Annotated in this window: 16 protein-coding genes; 2 read left to right on the top strand and 14 right to left on the bottom strand. The window is 61.7% G+C overall.

Annotated features, from left to right (window positions below):
• Positions 1-27: 27 nt before the first annotated feature.
• From ICI42_RS11490 to ICI42_RS11500, 3 genes are all read right to left on the bottom strand, one after another.
• On the bottom strand, positions 28-1995 hold the full coding sequence (locus ICI42_RS11490) for a hydantoinase B/oxoprolinase family protein (protein WP_188164711.1): 1968 nt from the start codon (positions 1993-1995) through the stop codon (positions 28-30).
• Positions 1996-1999: 4 nt separating this feature from the next.
• A complete protein-coding gene (locus ICI42_RS11495) occupies positions 2000-4027 on the bottom strand; it encodes a hydantoinase/oxoprolinase family protein (RefSeq protein WP_188164712.1) in 2028 nt (675 codons plus the stop codon).
• A 93-nt stretch (positions 4028-4120) separates the two neighbouring features.
• Complete coding sequence (locus ICI42_RS11500) at positions 4121-5101, bottom strand: AraC-like ligand-binding domain-containing protein (protein WP_188164713.1); 981 nt, start codon at positions 5099-5101, stop codon at positions 4121-4123.
• Between the two features lie 218 nt (positions 5102-5319).
• Here ICI42_RS11500 and glsA point away from each other — a divergent pair, with 218 nt between their 5' ends.
• Positions 5320-6300 (top strand): glutaminase A, encoded by a 981-nt coding sequence (gene glsA, locus ICI42_RS11505; RefSeq protein ID WP_188164714.1) that lies wholly within the window; start codon positions 5320-5322, stop codon positions 6298-6300.
• A 37-nt stretch (positions 6301-6337) separates the two neighbouring features.
• Here glsA and ICI42_RS11510 read toward each other — a convergent pair whose 3' ends face one another.
• The 7 genes from ICI42_RS11510 to ICI42_RS11540 all read right to left on the bottom strand — a co-directional run bounded on the left by ICI42_RS11510 (position 6338) and on the right by ICI42_RS11540 (position 12961).
• Positions 6338-7333: a Gfo/Idh/MocA family protein gene (locus tag ICI42_RS11510; RefSeq protein ID WP_188164715.1), complete on the bottom strand. Its 996-nt coding sequence runs from the start codon at positions 7331-7333 to the stop codon at positions 6338-6340.
• On the bottom strand, positions 7330-8211 hold the full coding sequence (locus tag ICI42_RS11515) for a sugar phosphate isomerase/epimerase family protein (protein ID WP_188165056.1): 882 nt from the start codon (positions 8209-8211) through the stop codon (positions 7330-7332). Before ICI42_RS11515 ends, ICI42_RS11510 begins: the two co-directional genes overlap by 4 nt.
• A 52-nt stretch (positions 8212-8263) precedes the next feature.
• Positions 8264-9097, bottom strand: a complete 834-nt coding sequence (locus ICI42_RS11520) for a carbohydrate ABC transporter permease (protein ID WP_188164716.1) — start codon at positions 9095-9097, stop codon at positions 8264-8266.
• On the bottom strand, positions 9094-10017 hold the full coding sequence (locus ICI42_RS11525; protein WP_188164717.1) for a carbohydrate ABC transporter permease: 924 nt from the start codon (positions 10015-10017) through the stop codon (positions 9094-9096). The genes ICI42_RS11520 and ICI42_RS11525 overlap by 4 nt, the downstream gene beginning before the upstream one ends.
• 63 nt (positions 10018-10080) lie before the next feature.
• Positions 10081-11277, bottom strand: coding sequence for an ABC transporter substrate-binding protein (locus ICI42_RS11530; RefSeq protein ID WP_188164718.1), 1197 nt, complete (start codon positions 11275-11277; stop codon positions 10081-10083).
• Positions 11278-11303: 26 nt separating this feature from the next.
• Positions 11304-12287, bottom strand: coding sequence for an alpha/beta hydrolase (locus ICI42_RS11535; RefSeq protein WP_188164719.1), 984 nt, complete (start codon positions 12285-12287; stop codon positions 11304-11306).
• Positions 12284-12961 carry a GntR family transcriptional regulator gene (locus tag ICI42_RS11540; RefSeq protein ID WP_188164720.1) on the bottom strand — a complete coding sequence of 226 codons (678 nt, stop codon included), beginning with the start codon at positions 12959-12961 and terminating at the stop codon, positions 12284-12286. Before ICI42_RS11540 ends, ICI42_RS11535 begins: the two co-directional genes overlap by 4 nt.
• Before the next feature lie 100 nt (positions 12962-13061).
• Here ICI42_RS11540 and ICI42_RS11545 point away from each other — a divergent pair, with 100 nt between their 5' ends.
• Positions 13062-14132: an ABC transporter ATP-binding protein gene (locus ICI42_RS11545; protein ID WP_188164721.1), complete on the top strand. Its 1071-nt coding sequence runs from the start codon at positions 13062-13064 to the stop codon at positions 14130-14132.
• A gap of 60 nt (positions 14133-14192) precedes the next feature.
• Here ICI42_RS11545 and ICI42_RS11550 read toward each other — a convergent pair whose 3' ends face one another.
• Genes ICI42_RS11550 through ICI42_RS11565 form a run of 4 tightly spaced genes read right to left on the bottom strand, consistent with a single transcriptional unit; the run spans position 14193 to position 18082 of the window.
• The gene (locus tag ICI42_RS11550) at positions 14193-15227 is read right to left on the bottom strand and encodes an extracellular solute-binding protein (RefSeq protein WP_188164722.1); all 1035 of its coding nucleotides are present in this window, start codon (positions 15225-15227) and stop codon (positions 14193-14195) included.
• Between the two features lie 26 nt (positions 15228-15253).
• Positions 15254-16057, bottom strand: a complete 804-nt coding sequence (locus tag ICI42_RS11555; RefSeq protein ID WP_188164723.1) for an ABC transporter permease — start codon at positions 16055-16057, stop codon at positions 15254-15256.
• Positions 16050-16973 carry an ABC transporter permease gene (locus ICI42_RS11560; RefSeq protein WP_188164724.1) on the bottom strand — a complete coding sequence of 308 codons (924 nt, stop codon included), beginning with the start codon at positions 16971-16973 and terminating at the stop codon, positions 16050-16052. Before ICI42_RS11560 ends, ICI42_RS11555 begins: the two co-directional genes overlap by 8 nt.
• 2 nt (positions 16974-16975) lie before the next feature.
• Positions 16976-18082, bottom strand: a complete 1107-nt coding sequence (locus ICI42_RS11565) for an ABC transporter ATP-binding protein (RefSeq protein ID WP_188164725.1) — start codon at positions 18080-18082, stop codon at positions 16976-16978.
• Positions 18083-18108 lie beyond the last annotated feature (26 nt).

Raw genomic sequence — 18108 nt, forward strand, 5'->3', positions numbered from 1 at the left:
TGTTGTGCGACGCTCTTCTGCCTTCAGTTAATCCCAGTGCGCGACCGTGCGTTTCTCGAAGCTTTCGCGGAACTGTTCGGTCGTCTTGGGAAGAACCTCGCCTGTCTCCCAATCGAGGATCACCGCATAGTGGCGAACGGCATCAAGTGAATCGATCTCGCCCGACTTGTATCTCCGCGCCACCTCACCTGGGTCCGTGCGCGCCCAATCCTTTCGCTTGGCCCGGATGTCGGCGCGGCATGCTTCCGTCGCATCAGCGTCGATCTCGTACTGGCACAGATCGCGGTCGATCTCGCGGATCACAACGCCATAGTCGGTCTTGGCGCGGGCAAGCGAAACATAGTCGTCGATGACGTCTTCCATCACCTTGGCCGGATCGCGCTGCAGCGGGTCGCCGAAGCCACCGCCGCCGGCCGTGGGACGAGCGAACTCGTCGCCGGTGTGGACGGGGTAATCGGAGAACACCGAGCCGAGCCAGATGTCCGTCTCCTCTCCGGCGCGCTTCATGGTCAAGCCATGCGGCATGGAGGGCAGGCCGCCCTCGACGCCCCAGACCACCGCGCGCTCGCGGTCGCAGATGTAGGACATGACAGCGCCTTCAGCCTCCAGAAGCAAGGAGGTCTTCTGTACGCCGACGCCGCCCCGCCATTTGCCCGGACCGGCCGAGTCCTGCTTGATCTGGAACTCGGTGGTGCGGGTCGGATTCACCCGTTCGTTGCCTTCGTTGGGCTGCGACATCAGACCGGTGCCGAAGCAGGCGGTGGTGACATCCGCGCCATCCTTGCCGTTGCGGCCGCCCCAGCCGCCAGGCAGCCATTCGTAGAACATGAAGATCGGCTTTTCCGGCTTACGCGCGTCGCGCCCACCGGCCAGAAGATATTCCAGGTTGAAGGCGCAGGCGATGGCCCGCTCGGGCATGATCTTCGACCACATCTCGAAGATCGAGTTCATGATCTTTTCGAACGGCATCAGGAATCCGGTCACCGCGACCGGCCACTCGGCGCTGACGATGCTGTTCTTGGGAGCGGTCACCTCGATCATGCGATAGAACCCGCTGTTGAGCGGCAAATCGGGGAAGAAGGTCTTCATGCCGGCGACCACGGCCGAGAATGTCGCGCCTGGCGCGGAATTATACATCGACGCAATGGTGTGATGGCTTCCGGTGAAGTCGTAATGGATCTGATCGCCCTTGATCGTCATCTTGATGCGGATCGGGATCATGCCTTCGCCTGCACCGAGATCGCGGTCGATATAATCGACCGTCTCCCAGGTTCCATCAGGCAGTTCGGAGAGACGCTTGCGCACGGCGCGCTCGACATAGTCCTGCACCTCTTCCATGCCGCGCGTCACCTGATCGCGGCCGTATTTCTTGACCAGCCGCAGCACTTCGCGCTCGGCGGCTTGGGTCGCCTGTGCCTGGGAATGGATGTCGCCGATGATCGATGCCGGGTCGCGCGTGTTGGCCGCGATCATGTTGGCGACATCGGAGCAGAAGCGTCCGCGCTGGAACAGGCGCAGCGGCGTGATGCGCAGACCCTCGCGGAACATGTCGCGGGCGGTGACGTCGAAGGAGCCGGGCACCGAACCGCCGAGATCGGACCAGTGGCCGTTCGACTGGGAAAAGCCGATCAGCTTGTCCTCATCGAAGATCGGCCTGACCAGCCGCACGTCGCTGAAATGCGTGCCGCCGGCATAGGGGTCGTTGATCGCATAGACGTCGCCGGGAGCCATGTCGCCTTCGAAAACGCGGATGACCTCCTTGCAGGTGTTGTGCAGCGTGCCGACATGGACCGCGATATCGTAGTTGCCTTGGGCGACGGAGTTGCCGTCGGCGTCGTGCAAAGCGTTCGAGAAATCGCGGTTGTAGATGACGAAGGAGTAGCAGGTGCGCAGCATCTGCTCGGCCATCTGGTCGACCGTGGTGATGAAGGAGTTCTTCAACACCTCGAAGGTTACAGGGTCGAGGCTCTGGCTGGTTTCGATCAGCTTTGTCATGTCCTCAGCCTTTCGTCGTGATCAAGATGTTCAGGAAACCGTCGACGGTCGCGGCCATTCCCGGCGGCACCACGGTGGTGGAATCGAATTGCTCGACAATGGCAGGCCCAGTGAAGGAAGCCCCGGCGGTGAAACGATCACGCTCATAGACCGCCGCGTCATGCGAGACGCCATCGAACCAGACACTGCGGCGTCCTACCGGCTCGGGCTCATGCGGCGAGACCTCGTGCCTGGGTATCTCCGCTTTCGGGACGATGCCGACAGCCTTGACGGCGATACGGAATATCGAGACCGGCGCTTCCTCGCGGCGGTAGTTGAACTCGCGCTCATGCTCGTTATGGAACGCTTCGATCAGCGAGCAGATCCGCTCGATCTTCGCAGGCGCCGAGACTGCCAGCGAACGCCACTGGCCCTGATACATCATCTCGACCGTGCGCTGCAGCGCCATGTCTTCCTGCGCCACGCCTTCATGGGTGAGGCGCTCGACAGCCTGCTCCTCCATGCGGACAAAAGCCGTCTGCATGTCTTCGGGCGAGACGGTCGAGGCATCCGCCATAAAGCTTTCGGAGAAATCGTGCTGGACATCGACGAGAAGGCAGCCGAGCGCGGAGGTGACGCCGGGATTGGGAGGCACGATAACCGTCGGGATCGACAGTTCCCTGGCCACCGCGGCACCATGCAGCGCACCGGCACCGCCAAAGGCAACAAGGGCGAAGTCGCGCGGGTCGTAGCCGCGGCTGATGGAGAGCAGCCGAACGGCATTGGCCATATTGGCATTGGCGACCGCGACGATGGCCTCCGCCGCCTGATGCAGTTCCATGCCGAAGGGTGCCGCCACCGTCTCCTGCACAGCTTCCGCCGCAAGGGCAGGGTCGAGCGTGATCTTGCCGCCCGCCAGGCTGGTGCCGAGGCGGCCGAGCACCACATTGGCATCCGTGTTCGTCGCCGTGCGGTTGTCGTTCTTGTAGCAGGCCGGACCGGGAAAAGCGCCGGCCGACTGCGGCCCGTTGCGAAGGCTGCCGCCTTCGTCCTGCCAGGCGAGCGACCCGCCGCCCGCGCCGATGGTCAGCACCTCGATGGACGGGAAGCGGATGGGGTAGCCGAATTCGATGTACCAGTCCTTGGTGATGCGCGACTCGCCGTTCCAGGCAAGCGAGACGTCGGTGGACGTTCCGCCCATGTCGAAGCCGATCGAGTTGGGGAAGCCGCAGAGATTGCCGATGAAGCGGCTGGCGATGGCGCCGGCGGCGATGCCCGAGCCGGCGAGGCGGGCGGAAAAATCCCTGACGCTCGCGGGCGTCATCACGCCGCCGCCCGAATGCAGCAGCAAGAGATCGCGCTTGTAGCCGGCCGCTGCAAGCTTGTCGCCGAGACGCGATACGTAATCGACCACGACCGGTGCGCAGACCGCGTTCGCCATCGTCGTCGAGAAGCGTTCGTGCTCGAAAATCTCCGGCATCACCTCCGAGGAGATCGATACCGGCAGGTCCGGCATGACCTCCTTGAGGATATCGCGCATGCGGCGTTCGTTGGCGCCGTTGACGTAGGAGTTCATGAAGCAGACGGCGATGGACTTGACCTCGCGCTTCTTCAGCACCTCTGCCACGCGGCGCGCATCGTCCTCGTTCAGCACTTCCAGGATCGTGCCTTCCGCGTCGATCCGCTCGCGGACAGTCAGCCGGTCACGTCGAGGGATATAAGGCTTGGCGACATCCTTATAGGTGTCCCAAAGGTCTTCCTTGTTGGCGCGGCGGATTTCCACCACGTCGCGGAAGCCTTCGGTGCAGACCATGGCGGTGCGCGGCAGGCGACGGGTGATCAGCGCATTGGTGGCGACCGTTGTGCCATGCGAGAACATCGTCACTTCGGAGAGATCGATGCGGCCCTGCTCGACGCCGTTCATGATCGCCTGCATGGGGTCGTCGGGCGTGGATGCAGTCTTCTCGATGCGGATGACGCCGGTGTCTTCATCCATGATGCAGATGTCTGTGAAGGTTCCTCCGACATCGACGGCAACTCTGGTTCGGCTCATGACATATCCTTTGCGGCGGGCATGGCCCGGCTCTCGCCGCCCCTTATCGGGATGGCGTTGCAACACATGGTGGGAATTCGCCCGGGTTTGACGCTAGTGCCGCTCGCGCGATGGAGAGGCACGGCTCGCCCGGCTGGCGGCTTGGCGACGCGTGTCGGTCGGCGAGCAACCGAACCGCGTCCGATAGTGCTTGCAGAACTGGGACTGGTCGGCGAAGCCCCAGCGATAGGCGATCTCGGCAATACTGCTGGTGTTGGTCACCGTCATCAGCTCTTCGGAGCAGCGTTCGAGCCGGGCATCCCGGATGAAGCTGTTGATCGACTGGTTGCTGTCCTGGAAAAGAACCTGCAGGTAACGCAGGGAAATGCCGCAGGCGTCGGCGACCGCCTGCGGGCCAAGATCGCAGCTTTTCAAGTTGTCGCGGATATATTGCTCGGCGCGATGCAGATGGCCCGCCCTTATCGAGGAGACGTTGCTGTCCAGCACCCGTTCGTCGCTGACGATCGACAGGCACAGCATTTCGAGAATGTGCCGGCCCATCATTTCGCGAGCGGCTTCATCGATGTTGTCGATATGGCCGATGGTGGTGCGCACCGTATCGATGAACAGGGCGGCGACGCCCTGCGTGGCGTCGAAGCTCAGAGCGCTGAGCCGTTCGGCCGAACCGATCCGGGCGCGAACGCTGGCCGACGGCACTTTCAGCACCCAGAGCGCGTTTGGCTTGCCGTGCCAGAATTCATAAGGCGCATCGCCCCGCTCCAACAGAAAGCCGCCCGGCGCGCATTTCACGGTGCGCGAGCCCTGCGAGAAATTTACCTCCGACAGTTCGGGAATGGTGATCAGAAGGCTGGCGTCGCGCTCATTGAGGAAGTGGCGGCGATGGCGGCGGTAGCTGACGGCATCGCATCGCATCTTCGACACGCTGACGAGACCCAGGGAAAAGATTTCCAGTGCGCCGGAAAACTCCCGGCGGTTCTGGTACTCGGTGTCGAGCGGAAAATAGGCTTCGGTCACAGCGGCTTGCCAGGCATCGCCGCCTGTGGGACCGGCAATCGTATCGACGACGTATTTCATTCCCCAAACCTTTCTGGTTGGCCCGGTTGTCCCGGTGTTTTGCTGGAGAGTACAGCAATTCGACTGCGCGTATTGGTCAAAAACGAATAAATTTATGTGGTCGACCGACGGCTGGGGGCCCCCTTTGCGTCATCCACCCGGCGCTGCGAAGCCGTTGCCAACTTCCGGAACGCGACTATCTGTTCGTCTGGACAAACCGCGAAGAGCAGGAAAAGTGCATGGACGATCTGAAGCGGGACGGCGTCAAACTGAAGGCTGTTCTTGACGATGTCGTGGCCGAGGTTCGCAAACGCGCGCCCGGCATCTATGACGAGGCTGTGGCGGCGGCGGAAGCGAAAGGCAAAGCAGCGCCGCGGAAGACCGATTTCGACCAGTTCGGTATCGCCGTGTTCACGCGCGATGGGGACATGAGCGCAGCCGGAAATGCCGGCATCGGCTTTCCCATCCAATCGATATCCAAAGTCTTTGCGCTGGAGGTCGCTCTTGAGGCGCTCGGCAACGCGCTATGGGACCGGCTCGGGCGCGAACCGTCAGGCGATCCGTTCAACTCGATCATCGACCTCGAGCGAGACAAGGGCATCCCGCGCAACCCCTTCATCAACGCCGGCGCTCTGGTGATATGCGACGTTCTGGTCGGTCTCGGCGGGCGGGCAGGCCCCAATAGGCATGTTGTCCGCTTTTTGGAGCGATTGATCGATGACGAGACCCTCGATCTTCATGCGGAAGTAATGGCGAGCGACCGGACGGGCGGCGACCTCAACCGGTCGCTCATGTTCATGGCACGGCACCACGGCAATCTGAAGCATCCGGTCGAGAAGGTGATGGACGCCTATGTCCACCAATGCGCCATCACGCTGGATTGCCGAGGTCTTGCCAAGGCGGGTCGGTTTCTAATGCATGACGACTCCGACGATGGCAGCGAGCGTTCGCTTTCGGCGGCCCGGCGAGCGCGCCGCATCCTCTCGATCATGATGCTGTGCGGGCAGTATGACGGATCTGGCGACTTTGCCTATCGCGTCGGCCTGCCCGCCAAGTCGGGCGTCGGCGGCGGTATCCTGGCGATTGCCCCGCATCGCGCTTCGATTGCCGTCTGGTCGCCCGCGCTCGACCCCAGCGGCAACAGCTGGTTGGGAACGCTGGGCCTCGAACTGCTGACGAGCCGGACCGACTGGTCGGTGTTCGGTAAATCGCGACGCTGACAAAGCGGCAGCGTCGCGATCTTCAGTTAAAGGCGGTCTACAGCGCCAGTTCCTTGCGCAGCGTCTCCAGCCGTTCCATCGCCACCACACCGTCGGCGATGCTGGGGGCAGGTGTGGTTTTGCCCATCAGCGCGGGAACCACGTCGCTGAGCAGCGCATGATAACCCTTGGGGTCCTCATTGGCGGCCGCGGTGAAATTCGGCTTCCAGGTCAAGGTATCGGCAGCCTCGTCGAGCGTTGCGCCGAGATCGTCGATCTTGAAGGGTGGGTTGCGGTGCCAGCGGATTTCGATAACGTCGTCGACCTCGATGCGCTGGTGGTCGCCCATCAGTTCCAGGCGCTCCACCGGGGTGCCGCGCGACTGGATCGTGCCCATGGCGATGTTGCCGATGGCGCCGCATTCGAACTCGAAGCCGACATGGAACAGCACACGGCCGGGCGTCTTCTCGACCTTTTTCGCCGAGATGCTGCGCACCGGCGACACCATGAAGGAAACGAGGTCCATGTAATGAACACAGTGGTGCAGGAAGAAGCCGGTGTAGTCGACATTGCCGGTGAAGTAGCCCGGCGCGGTCATGTAGTAGCCGGTCAGACCGAGCACGTCACCGAAACGTCCGGACTTGACGATGTTCGAAGCCATTCGATTGCCGATCGAATATCGCTTCATGAATCCAAGCAGTAAGGGTTTCTTCGCCTTCTCGGACGCCGCGAGAAGTTCGCGTGCGCCCGCCGCTGAACCCGAAGGCGGCTTTTCCATGAACACGGAAAGCCCGCGCTCAAGGGCTGCCTTGCCGAAGGCGAGATGCTGGTCCGGCCCCACGGCCATGCCGACGGCATCGATGCCGGGGGTCGACAGCAGTTCCTGCGCGTCGGTCGTCAGCCTGGTCACTCCGAACTGCCGTCCGGCATCCTTGAGCCGCTTCGGATCGATATCGCACAGTGCGACGATCTCGACGTCATGACGCACGAGCTGCGGCAGCAGCATCTGGGTCGCGTGAATGCCGCAGCCGATCCAGCCGATCTTGATGGTCATCGACGATACTCCGTCAGAAGCAGATGGGATTTCATGAAGGCGCTGCTCGCTGCCAGGCGGTTGCTTTCGTCTTCGTGGGGCGGGCGCCATTGCGCGAACGGCACGCCGAAGCGGTCGTCGACACGGCGGAACGGTTCGAGCGAAATCGGGCCTTTATAACCGACCTCGTGAAGCGCGCGGCAAACAGCCACCCAGTCCGTCGAGCCAGTGCCGGGAAAACCGCGATGATTTTCATTGGCCTGGAAATGCGCCAGCCGGCTGCCGCCCAGTCGGATCGCTTCGGCTAGCGAGCTTTCCTCCATATGCATGTGGAAGGTGTCCAGCATCAATTGCACGGCGGGATGATCGACGGCGTCGAGCAGTTCCATGGCCTGCTGGGTCGTGCACAAGACGTCGCTTTCAAAGCGGTTAAGCGGCTCGACGGCGAGCACGACATTGGCATCGGCGGCAAAGTCGCCCGCCTCGCGCAGGCCCGCCACGCAGCGCTCCTTGCGCGCCAGGCGTTCGGTTTCGTCCACGGGCTGCGGTGCGCGGCCGGCGAAAACCAGCGGGTTGCCGGTCAAGGGCCCACCGACGATGCTGGCTCCCAGGCCGACGGCGCAGTCGACCGTGTATTTGAGATATTCGATGCCTGCCTTATGCGCCTCGCTGTCCGCCGATGCGAGGTTGCGCTGCAGGTTAACGCGCGCGGCAAGCACGACGCCGAGGCCGGCATCGTCCAGCGCGCGTTTGGTCTCGGCAAGATCCAGTTCGCCCGGCTCAGGCACCAGGAGCTCAACGAAATCAAAGCCGTGCTCGCGCATCTTCTTGAACAGCGGAAAGTGCTCGGCCGTGAAAGGCCTCGCATATTGCATCGAAATCAACCCTATAGGGTTCATCATCAGTCCTCGTTTGGGAGCCGCGACTGGCCGGGCTCGGATTGGTCGAAATTCAGCCTTTTACCGCACCTTGGGTAAGGCCGCCGATCAAGCGGCGTTGGACAAGCAGGAACAGAACGGTCGCCGGAAGCGCGCCCACCACCGCGCCGGCGGCCAGCAGTCCCCATTCGATCTGGTACTCGCCGATCAGCGTCTGGATGGCCACCGTGACAGGACGTACATTCCGCCCGCCCAGCGTCAGGGCGTAAAGATACTCATTCCAGGCGGTGATAAAGATGTAGATGCCGGTGGAGATGATGCCGGGCATGGTGAGCGGCAGCACCACCCGCCACAGGGCCGCAAGCCGCGAGCAGCCATCGGTCATGGCGGCCTCATCCAGGCTCTTGGGTATGGCGCCGATATAGCTCGTCAGCATCCATATGGCGAAGGGGATCGCCACTGTCGCATTGGCCAGGATCAGGGCGAAATGCGTGTCGAGAATGTTGAACTTCCGCATCAGCACGAAGAGCGGCAGGATCAGCAGCACGACCGGGAACATGTTGATCAGCAGGAATTGCAGCATCAACGGCTTTCGGCCGGCGAAGCGAAACCGCGAGAAGGCATAGGCGGCGGTCACCGCGACCAGCAGGCCGAGCACGACGGTGCCGCCGGCGATGATGAGGCTGTCGAGCATGTTGCGCAGGAAGGATGTCTGCTCGATCAACCGGATATAGTTGTCGAGGCTCCAGCCGGCGGGCGAGAGCGACACCCCGCTTGCGCTCAGTGTGGCGGTCGGGGTCAGCGATGTCAGCACCATCCAGGCGAAGGGCGCCATGGCAAACAGGACGATGAGCAGGACGGGAATGTCCGTCGTCAGGATGCGGCGAAGCTTGGTCGGCTTGATCATCTTTCAACCTCGCGCATGGTGCGGGCCAGATAGAGGGCGACGAAGGCGCCGAGAAGCAGCGTGAAGGTCACCGCGATGGCGGTGCCATAGCCGAAGTCGAGATTCTGGCGCGCCTTGACGAAGGCGTAGAGTGGCAGGGTATGCGTGGCGTAGCCCGGCCCACCGCCTGTCATCACGAAGATGACATCCATGGAATTCGCCACCCAGATGACGCGCAGCAATCCGGCCGTCGCCAGGATCGGTGCGATGCCTGGAAGCGTGATGTGGACGAACTGGCGCCAGGTCGACGCCCCGTCGATGGACGCAGCCTCGTATTGGCTCCTGGGGATGCCCTGGAGACCGGCGAGGATCATCACCGCGAAGAAGGGAAACCCCTGCCAGGTGAGCGTCGCTATAATTGCATAAAGTGCTACGTTCGGATCGGCCAGCCAGGGCACTGCGCTCTGGACGATGGTGAGATAGATCAGAATATCGTTGAGCACGCCGGTGTTCGGATCGTAGATCCAGCGCCACATCAAGGCGATGACGACGCTGGGCAAGGCCCAGGGAATGATGATGAGGGCTCGAGCAAGCCCACGCCAGGGGAATTCGCGGTTGAGAAGGAGCGCGGCCGTCAAGCCGAGCGCCATCTGGAGCGGAACCGTAAGCCCGATCCAGATCACCGTGTTCCACAAAGCCGTCCAGAAAACCGGATCGTTGAACAGCTTGATGTAGTTGCCGAAACCGACGAACCGGCTGGCATTGGGCCTGAACAGCACGAGATCGTAGAAGCTGGTTATGACGGCCTGGACCATGGGCAGGAAGACGATCACCACCGTGACCACGACGGCCGGTGCGAGCAGCCAGTAAGGCAGCAGCTGGTCTTGGCGAAAGCCCGAGAACAGCCGGGCGCGGGCGTGCGACGAAGGTGCGATCGACATGTCCATCATCCTGCGGTCAGGGAAGGGAGGTCCCGGCAATCGATGCCGGGACCTGTTGGTGGATTACTGCGCGAACAGCGTCTGCAGTTGTTCCATCATCTGCTGCGAGGTGATCTGGCCAGTCAGCGCCTGCTGCATGTTGGTCTGCCACGCGGTGTTGACGAATTCGGACGTCGCCGAGTTTTGCGGCAGCACTTTGGCGAAGGGCAGGGACTCGACCGTGGCATCGACGAAGCGGCGTTCATGCAGCTTCCAATCGGCCGCGCCGCTCTTGGTGACAGTCATCTGCCCGGTTGCACTGTTGAACGAGACGTTGTTCTCGCCTTCGGCCAGGAAGGAAATCCACTTCCAGGCAGCGTCCTTCACCGAGGACGATGAGAAGACGGCGAGCGACTCGTCGCCATAAGACGTCCACTGGCCGTTGCCGCATTTCGGCACCGGTACCGCCGAGACCTTGTCGCCAAGGGCTGCGACCAGATCCTTGGACGAACCGATATGGTGGATGGTCATGGCCGTCTTGCCGGATTTGAAGGCCGCGATGATCTCCTGGAAGCCATCGTTCGGTGCGGATGGCGGGATGACCTTGTCCTTCTGGAACAGGTCGATCACCCACTGATTGGCTGCAACTGCTTCCGGCGAGGTCAGGCCGTCGGGCTTCAGTTCAGCGCCTTGGGAGAACACGAATGTGCCCCACTGGTCCCAGCCGCCCTTGCCGCCGCGCAGGCCGAAGCCGTAGGTCTCGGGCGCCTTGGTCAGCTTGATGGCCGCGTCTCGGAATTCCTCGCAGGTCTTGGGAGGCTGCAGGCCGGCATTCTGGAACAGGTCGGCGCGGTAGTAGAGGTAAAGCACGACATATTGAATGGGCAGGTAGTATTGCTGGCCGTCGGATGCCTTGTTCAGTTCCAGCAGGTTGTCGAGAAGATCGGCCTTGCCCGGCCAGGCGTCGATGCGCTCGCCGATCGGCTCCAGCGCGCCCATCTCCGTGAGGCGGGGCTGGGCGAACAGCTTCACCATCGCAGCGTCCGGCGCATTGCCGCCGACGACGGAGGTGTAGAGATTGTCGTAGTAGCTGTTCCACGGCACATTCTCGGCTTCGATGGTGATGCCTGGATTGGCCGCTTCGAATTTCTTGACCAGATCGGCCATTGGATTGGCCGGATTGTCGAAATGATACCAGAACCGCACGGTTTCAGCCTGGGCCGAAAAGGCGAGGCTGGTGGCCATCGCTGCTCCGAGAGCGAGCGTCTTCAGGAATTTCATGGTTTTCTCCTCCGTTGATTATCGATTTATCGACGTTTCGTAATGCGTTTCGCTGCCAGGCCTGCGGCGGCAAGAACCTCCCTGGCTGCCGCAAGCTCGTTGGTGTTCTGCAGGAAGCCGTGGGTCACGCCTGACACCACGGAAAGCTCGTCGTTGCGTCCGATCGCCTGAAGCCGTGCGTGCAGCCGCAGCGTGTCCGACAAAAGCGGATCGACGGCGGCCGCCGCCAGATACAGCGGCGGGAGCCCCGCCAACTGCTCGTCAGAGGCAGCCAACGGGCAGGCGAGGGGGTCGTCGGCTACAGTCTGATCGGCCAGATACCAAGCCCAGTAGCGCTGCATCTTGCCAAGCGTCAGGCCCGGCCCGTCCGCGAAGCGCCGGTAGGAGGGACTGTCGAAGACATGGGCATAGTTGCCGTAAAACAGCAGCGCGCCGTCCGGCAGGGTTTTGGACGCGGCCTGTTCGTGCAGCATGGCGGCAAGCGCCAGATTGGCGCCGGCAGAATCGCCGGAAACAAGTAGCGGACCTTTGGTTACGCCGACGGCGGCGGACGCATCGAACGCTGCCCTGAGAACCGCGACGACATCCTTCAAGCCCGCGGGGAAGGGCTGCTCAGGGGCGAGCCGGTAGTCTGGCAGAAGCACCGGCAAGCCGGTTTGAATTGCCAGAACCCGCGCACAGCGCTCATGGGTTTCGGGCGAGCAAAAGGCAAATCCACCGCCATGAACGAACAGCACCGCTCCGTTGGATGCGTTGTGCGGCACCAAAATCCTGACCCGGCATCGGGCGGACGCCAAAGCGTCGTCGGCCTCGACCCAGACCTCGCTCTCGTGCTGCATCGGCGGGAGGTTGACGCTCCAGCGCAGATTGGCTTGAGCGGTTTGCGCCCGGCCGACAGCCGGCGGCAAGGTGGTGGGATCGGGAAGCGGTCCGGTCTCGAGCGCCACGCGATCCATCAGCTCGGCCATTTCGGCAGACAGCGTTCCATCCAGTTCGTGGGGCGCGTTCATTGATTCAAGTCCGGAAACACTTCGGGACCGAAGTCGACAATGGTGGCGATGTGGCGATACATCGAGGCCGCGGCCTTTGCCGCGTCGCGCTCGGAAATGGCGTCGATAATGCCGCGATGACGCAAGGCGGTCGCCTTCAGATCGCGCGCCATCGGGCTGCGGGATATCTTGAAACGGTGGTTGTGGACCAGGCACCGATGCAGGATCGGGTCGAGCGCGGGAAGCTGCGCATCCTCGAAGATGCGGCGGTGAAAGTCCCTGTCGAACGCTGCGAGCTGCAATTCGTCGTCGGCCTCGGCTGCGACCAGCATCTCATCGAGCAACGTGTTGAGGTCGGCAAGGAGACTCCGGCTCGGTGCGCGCATGACCCTGACGATACCGCTGGCCTCGATCTGCTGCCGCAGCCGGAACATTTCGACGGCTTCATCCTCGGTGCATTCGGACACTTGCGTTCCGCGATGCCCCTGGCGGCGGACAAGGCCTTCTTCCTGCAGCTGCAGCAAAGCCTCGCGCACCGTACCCTGGCTGCATTGGAAATGCGCGGCGAGTTCAAGCTCGATAAGGCCGGTGCCAGGCGCAAGCGTGCCCAGCATGATGTCACGCTTGAGAGCGTTGAACGCTGTCGTTGCCTTGGCGGGCTTCGAGGTGCCCGGCCGGCCGGAAAAATATGACATCGAAATCGCTCGCACGGTTGCTTATCAAAGCAGTTATCATTATCGATATTGATATCGATAATTGTCGTCAAGCGCGAAATGCGTTGCTCTGGAGGAAAACTTGGCCGGCATTGAGTTGAAACAAATCCAGAAATCTTATGGCGCGACGCGGGTGATCCACGACGTCGACATCCAGATTGAGAGCGGGGAATTCCTGGTTCTGGTCGGCCCCTCCGGCTGCGGTAAGTCAACGCTCCTGCGCATGATTGCAGGCCTGGAGGAGATTTCGGGCGGGACACTCGATATAGACGGCCGCACCGTCAACCTGCTCGCGCCTGCCGATCGCAATGTCGCGATGGTGTTTCAGGACTACGCGCTTTATCCGCATATGAGCGTGCGCGAAAACATGTCGTTCGGGCTGAAAATGCGGGGCGGCAGCGAAAGTGAAATCGAAAAGCGCGTGGCCCATGCCGCCGACATTCTGAAAATTCGGGATTTCCTGGATCGCCGCCCGGCCCAGCTTTCGGGAGGGCAGAGGCAGCGCGTCGCCATGGGGCGCGCCATTGTGCGCGAGCCGGCGGCCTTCCTGTTCGATGAGCCGCTTTCCAACCTCGATGCAGCGCTGCGTGTCGAGATGCGCCTGGAAATCGCCAAGTTACACAACCGGATGAAGGCGACGACGGTGTATGTCACCCACGATCAGGTCGAGGCCATGACACTTGCCGATCGCATCGTCGTCATGAACAGCGGCGTCGTGGAGCAGATCGGCAAGCCGCTCGATCTCTACCACAAGCCGGCCAGCCTGTTCGTCGCGCGCTTCATCGGCAGCCCGACGATGAACACCTTGCCCGCGGAGGTGAGCGGTGGAGGGGTTGAACTCGACATTCTCGGCAGAACCATTTCGCTCCCGGCCGGCACCGGTGTGCCGGGTAGCGGCAGCATCACCTTCGGCATCAGGCCGGAGGATCTGAAGCGCTGCGCGCCCGAGGACGCCTGGTTCAGCGGCGAACTGGCGGTAGCCGAGCGGCTTGGCAGTCAGACCTACGGATATGTCGAGGTTGGGCACAGCCGGATGCTGACGGTGGAGTTTCCGCGCGACGAACCGATCTCTGTTGGAGACGCGATCCACGTTCGCGGCGATCCGGATCGGATACACCTGTTCGATGGCAGCACAGGGAAGCGCCTGAACTAGACGCGGCCTGGCATCGTGGGGTTGAAAGAGGCGGGACGATAGCCCCGCCTCTTCTCGTTTTTACTTATTGATGTCGGTCCAGATGCGGGTGTAGAGCGCGCTGGTCTCAGGCGAACAGGTGGTCAGGAACTCACCGGCTTTCTCGAATTCCGCAGGAGCCGTAAGTTCCGGAGCGTCCTTCATGTCGGCGGGCAGGAATGCATCGGAGCCCTTGATTCCGTTCGAATATTTGGCGAAGGCCGAGATGAGCGCGGCGTTCTCCGGATCCATGATGAAGTTCATGAACAGTTTGGCGTTTTCGGGGTTCTTGGCGTCCTTGAGGATCGCCACGCTGTCCATGAAGAGCGGATAGCCTTCCTTGGGATAACCGAACTTGATATCGGGATTCTTGATGCGCGAGCGCAGGATGGCACCGTTCCAGTAATAGACGGCGGCGTAATCGCCTGCCGGCAGCTTTTCGGTCACGCTGTAGTCCATGGCCAACCATTTCGGCTTTGCCTCGAGCAGCTTGTCGCGGACTTTCTTCAGCAATTCCTTGTCTTCCGTGCACCAATCGCCGCCGAAATATTTGATCGTGGCAAAGAGTACGTCGGTCATCTCAGGCTCGACATTGATCTTGCCGACCAATTCGGCAGGCGGGTCGAGGAAGATGGCGGAGGTGTTGATGTCCCCGCCATAAACCTTGGTGTTGACCCCGATGCCCGAAAGGCCCCACTGCCACGGCACGGTGTAGTGCCGGCCTTCATCCCAATGAACGTTGACCCAACGCTCATCGACATTCTTGAAGTTTTCCATCTGGTCAGGCCGCGCCTCTAGCAACAGACCCTCCTTCACCCAGATCGGCACATAGTTGGCGGACGGTACGACGATGTCGAAGCCGTGTCCGCCGGCGCGCACCTTGGCAAGCGCGGTGTCGTTGGAATCGTAGTCGGTCACCGTCACCTTGACGTTGTGCGCGGCCTCGAACTTCTTGATCAGTTCCGGGTTGGTGTAGTCGCCCCAATTGAAGATGTTGAGCTCGCCTTCGGCAGCGGCGCTGCCGGTGAAAGCCAGAATGGCCATGGCCGCGGTCGCAGCCCCAGTCTTCCAATTCATGTTCCGTCTCCGTTGGTTTTTATGGTTCAGGTCTTTTGGCGATTGATGAAGAAGAATGCGGTAACCAGCACCACCGATAGAGCCAGGAACGCCGTAGCGATGGCATTGACCTCAGGCGTGACGGTGCGCCGGATTTGCCCCAGCATGTAGGTCGGCAAGGTATCCTGGCCGCCCGACTTGACGAATTCGGTGATGACCACATCGTCCAGCGAAATGACGAAGGCGAGCATGAAGCCCGCGATGATGCCGGGGCGGAGCAGCGGCAGCGTCACTCGGCGAAACGCCATCCACGGCGTGGCGTACAGATCGGCAGCCGCCCGTTCCAGGGTCAGATCCATGCTTTCCAGCCGCGCGCGGATCGGCAGATAGGCGAAGGGGATGCAGAAAGCGGTATGGGCGATGATGAGGTATCCGAGCCCCGAATAGCCCGTCCAAACCTTGATGCGTGAAAACACGATCAGCAAGGCCACCGCCGTGACGATTTCGGGGACCATCAGCGGCTGGTTGATGAAGGCATATTTGAAGCTGAGGCCACGGTAGGGTTCCGTCCGCGTCGTCGCTATCGCGGCCATGGTGGCAGCCGTCGTGGCAATGGCGGCGGCGAAGAAGGCAACGACCAGCGAGCGCCATGCCGCGTCCTGCACGGCTGAGTTGTTCCAGGCCTCTACGAACCATTTCAAAGAGAATCCGCCCCAGATGGAAACGGAATCGCTGGCATTGAACGCATAGGCGACCAGCGTCGCGATGGGCAGATAGAGCGCGGCAAAGGTGAACATGGCCAGAAAGGCAAAACCAGGCTGCGCCTTGATGTCGAAATGCCGTTTAGCCATGCTGCGCTCCCGATTTGGAAGCGTTGCGGACGTAAAACAGCAGCGCGACCATCACCAGCACCATCAGGGTGATGGAGATCGCAGCACCCAAGGGCCAATTTCGACCCGAGCCAAACTGCATTTCGATCAGATTGCCCAGCATCAAATTCTTGCCGCCGCCCAGCACGCGCGGAATGACATAGGCGCCGAGCGAGGGAATGAAGACGAGGATCGAGCCTGCGATGACGCCTGGCTTCACCAGCGGAATGACGATGCGCCACAGAACGCTCAGACGGCCGGCATAAAGGTCGTAGCCGGCCTCGATCAGGCGGAAGTCGAGCTTTTCCATGCTGGCGTAAAGCGGCAGCACCATCAGCGGCAGGTAGACATAGACCATGCCGAAGAGGATCGCCCAGTCGGTATACATGATCTGCAAGGGCTGGTCGATGATGCCCAAGGCCCGCAACAGCGTGTTGATGACGCCTTCGTTGCGGATTACCTGCTGCATGGCGAAGGTGCGGATCAGAAGGTTGGTCCAGAAAGGTATTGTGACGAGAAATACCCAGATTTCGCGGGTGTGGCGCGGACGGGTCGCGATAAAATAGGCAGTTGGAAAGCCCAGGATCAGCGTCAGCACTGTCGTGATCAGGGACAATCGCAGGGAGCGCCAGAGGATCGACAGATGCGCGTCGGCCAGCGTAACCGTGTCATCGAAGATGTCGCGCTGAAAGAAGACGGAAAACCAGCCGTCGAGCGAGAACTGGCCGAACTTAACGTCGCCGTAATCGCCCCTGGCCATGAATGAATAGGCCAGCATAACGAAAAGCGGACCGACGGCGGCAACGAAGATGATGACCAGCGCGGGCGCCGACAACAGCCAGCGGCGGCGGATCGTTTCGGTCTCTCCCTGCCTGGCGGTCTCTGCAGCGGTTGCCATGGTCAGTCCCGCAGAACTTGCGCAGCGTCGGGCGCGATCTCGACGCCGGCGCGGTCGCCGACCTTGAAGCCGCAAGACTGCGTGCGGGAATTCTGCTGCCGCACGGTGAAGAGTTCGCCGCTGTCGAGCTTGATATGGATATGCGTGTCGGTGCCGAAATAGACGACGTTTTCGATGCTGCCGGAGAGTTGCCCTCCCTGCTGCACGGCGCGAGCATGTTCCGGCCTGACGACCACGGTGACGCTGTCCCGGGGCTGGAAGCCTTCGGCTATGGTTGCCACGATCTCCGTGCCCGATGCCAGCATCACACGTGCCACGCCATTTTCGATACTGACAACTGACGCCTTGAGGAAATTCGTCTCGCCGATGAAATCGGCCACGAAGCGGTCCGCGGGCTTGTCGTAAATATCCCAGGGCGAGCCGACCTGCAGCACCTTGCCCCTGGACATGACCGCGATGCGGTCGGACATGGTCAGTGCTTCTTCCTGATCGTGCGTGACGAAGACAAAGGTGATGCCGGTCTCGTTCTGCATACGCTTCAGTTCGATCTGCATCTCCTTGCGAAGCTTGTAGTCCAGCGCCGAGAGCGGTTCGTCGAGCAGCAGCACTTTCGGGCTTGGCGCCAATGCGCGGGCAAGAGCGACGCGCTGGGCCTGACCGCCGGAAATCTGGTCGGTGCGGCGTTGGGCCAGTTCTTCCATATGCACGAGCTTGAGCATAACAGCGACGCGCGCTTCGATGTCTGCCTTGGACTTGCCCAGCATCTGCAGTCCGAAAGCGACGTTTTCCCACACCGTCAGATGCGGGAAGAGGGCGTAACTCTGGAACACGGTATTGATCGGCCGCTTGAAGGGCGGCAGGCCGGCGATGTCATCGCCATGGAGCAGGATGGCACCTTCCGTGGGATATTCGAAGCCTGCAATCAGCCGCAGCAGCGTGGTCTTGCCGCAGCCGGACGGCCCTAGCAGGGTGAAGAACTCATTTTCCCTGATGGAGACCGAGACGTTGTCGAGCGCCCGAAGAGCGCTTGGCCCTTGGCCAAAGGCTTTGACGATGCCCCTTGCCTCGATTGCGATGCGTTTATCGTCTGCACCGGTAGGCTCCGGCATGCGCTGCACCCATATGCTCGTCTGCG

The sequence above is a fragment of the Oryzicola mucosus genome (genome assembly GCF_014534685.1).
Lineage (GTDB): Bacteria > Pseudomonadota > Alphaproteobacteria > Rhizobiales > Rhizobiaceae > Oryzicola > Oryzicola mucosus.

Excerpts from the sequence above, each read along its gene's own strand:
- ICI42_RS11510 (WP_188164715.1), bottom strand. The coding sequence starts at position 7,333 with ATGACCATCAAGATCGGCTGGATCGGCTGCGGCATTCACGCGACCCAG.
- ICI42_RS11490 (WP_188164711.1), bottom strand. The coding sequence starts at position 1,995 with ATGACAAAGCTGATCGAAACCAGCCAGAGCCTCGACCCTGTAACCTTC.
- ICI42_RS11520 (WP_188164716.1), bottom strand. The coding sequence starts at position 9,097 with ATGATCAAGCCGACCAAGCTTCGCCGCATCCTGACGACGGACATTCCC.
- ICI42_RS11515 (WP_188165056.1), bottom strand. The coding sequence starts at position 8,211 with ATGAACCCTATAGGGTTGATTTCGATGCAATATGCGAGGCCTTTCACG.
- ICI42_RS11495 (WP_188164712.1), bottom strand. The coding sequence starts at position 4,027 with ATGAGCCGAACCAGAGTTGCCGTCGATGTCGGAGGAACCTTCACAGAC.
- ICI42_RS11555 (WP_188164723.1), bottom strand. The coding sequence starts at position 16,057 with ATGGCTAAACGGCATTTCGACATCAAGGCGCAGCCTGGTTTTGCCTTT.
- ICI42_RS11525 (WP_188164717.1), bottom strand. The coding sequence starts at position 10,017 with ATGTCGATCGCACCTTCGTCGCACGCCCGCGCCCGGCTGTTCTCGGGC.
- ICI42_RS11500 (WP_188164713.1), bottom strand. The coding sequence starts at position 5,101 with ATGAAATACGTCGTCGATACGATTGCCGGTCCCACAGGCGGCGATGCC.
- ICI42_RS11560 (WP_188164724.1), bottom strand. The coding sequence starts at position 16,973 with ATGGCAACCGCTGCAGAGACCGCCAGGCAGGGAGAGACCGAAACGATC.
- ICI42_RS11540 (WP_188164720.1), bottom strand. The coding sequence starts at position 12,961 with ATGTCATATTTTTCCGGCCGGCCGGGCACCTCGAAGCCCGCCAAGGCA.
- ICI42_RS11535 (WP_188164719.1), bottom strand. The coding sequence starts at position 12,287 with ATGAACGCGCCCCACGAACTGGATGGAACGCTGTCTGCCGAAATGGCC.
- ICI42_RS11565 (WP_188164725.1), bottom strand. The coding sequence starts at position 18,082 with ATGCCGGAGCCTACCGGTGCAGACGATAAACGCATCGCAATCGAGGCA.
- ICI42_RS11550 (WP_188164722.1), bottom strand. The coding sequence starts at position 15,227 with ATGAATTGGAAGACTGGGGCTGCGACCGCGGCCATGGCCATTCTGGCT.
- glsA (WP_188164714.1), top strand. The coding sequence starts at position 5,320 with ATGGACGATCTGAAGCGGGACGGCGTCAAACTGAAGGCTGTTCTTGAC.
- ICI42_RS11530 (WP_188164718.1), bottom strand. The coding sequence starts at position 11,277 with ATGAAATTCCTGAAGACGCTCGCTCTCGGAGCAGCGATGGCCACCAGC.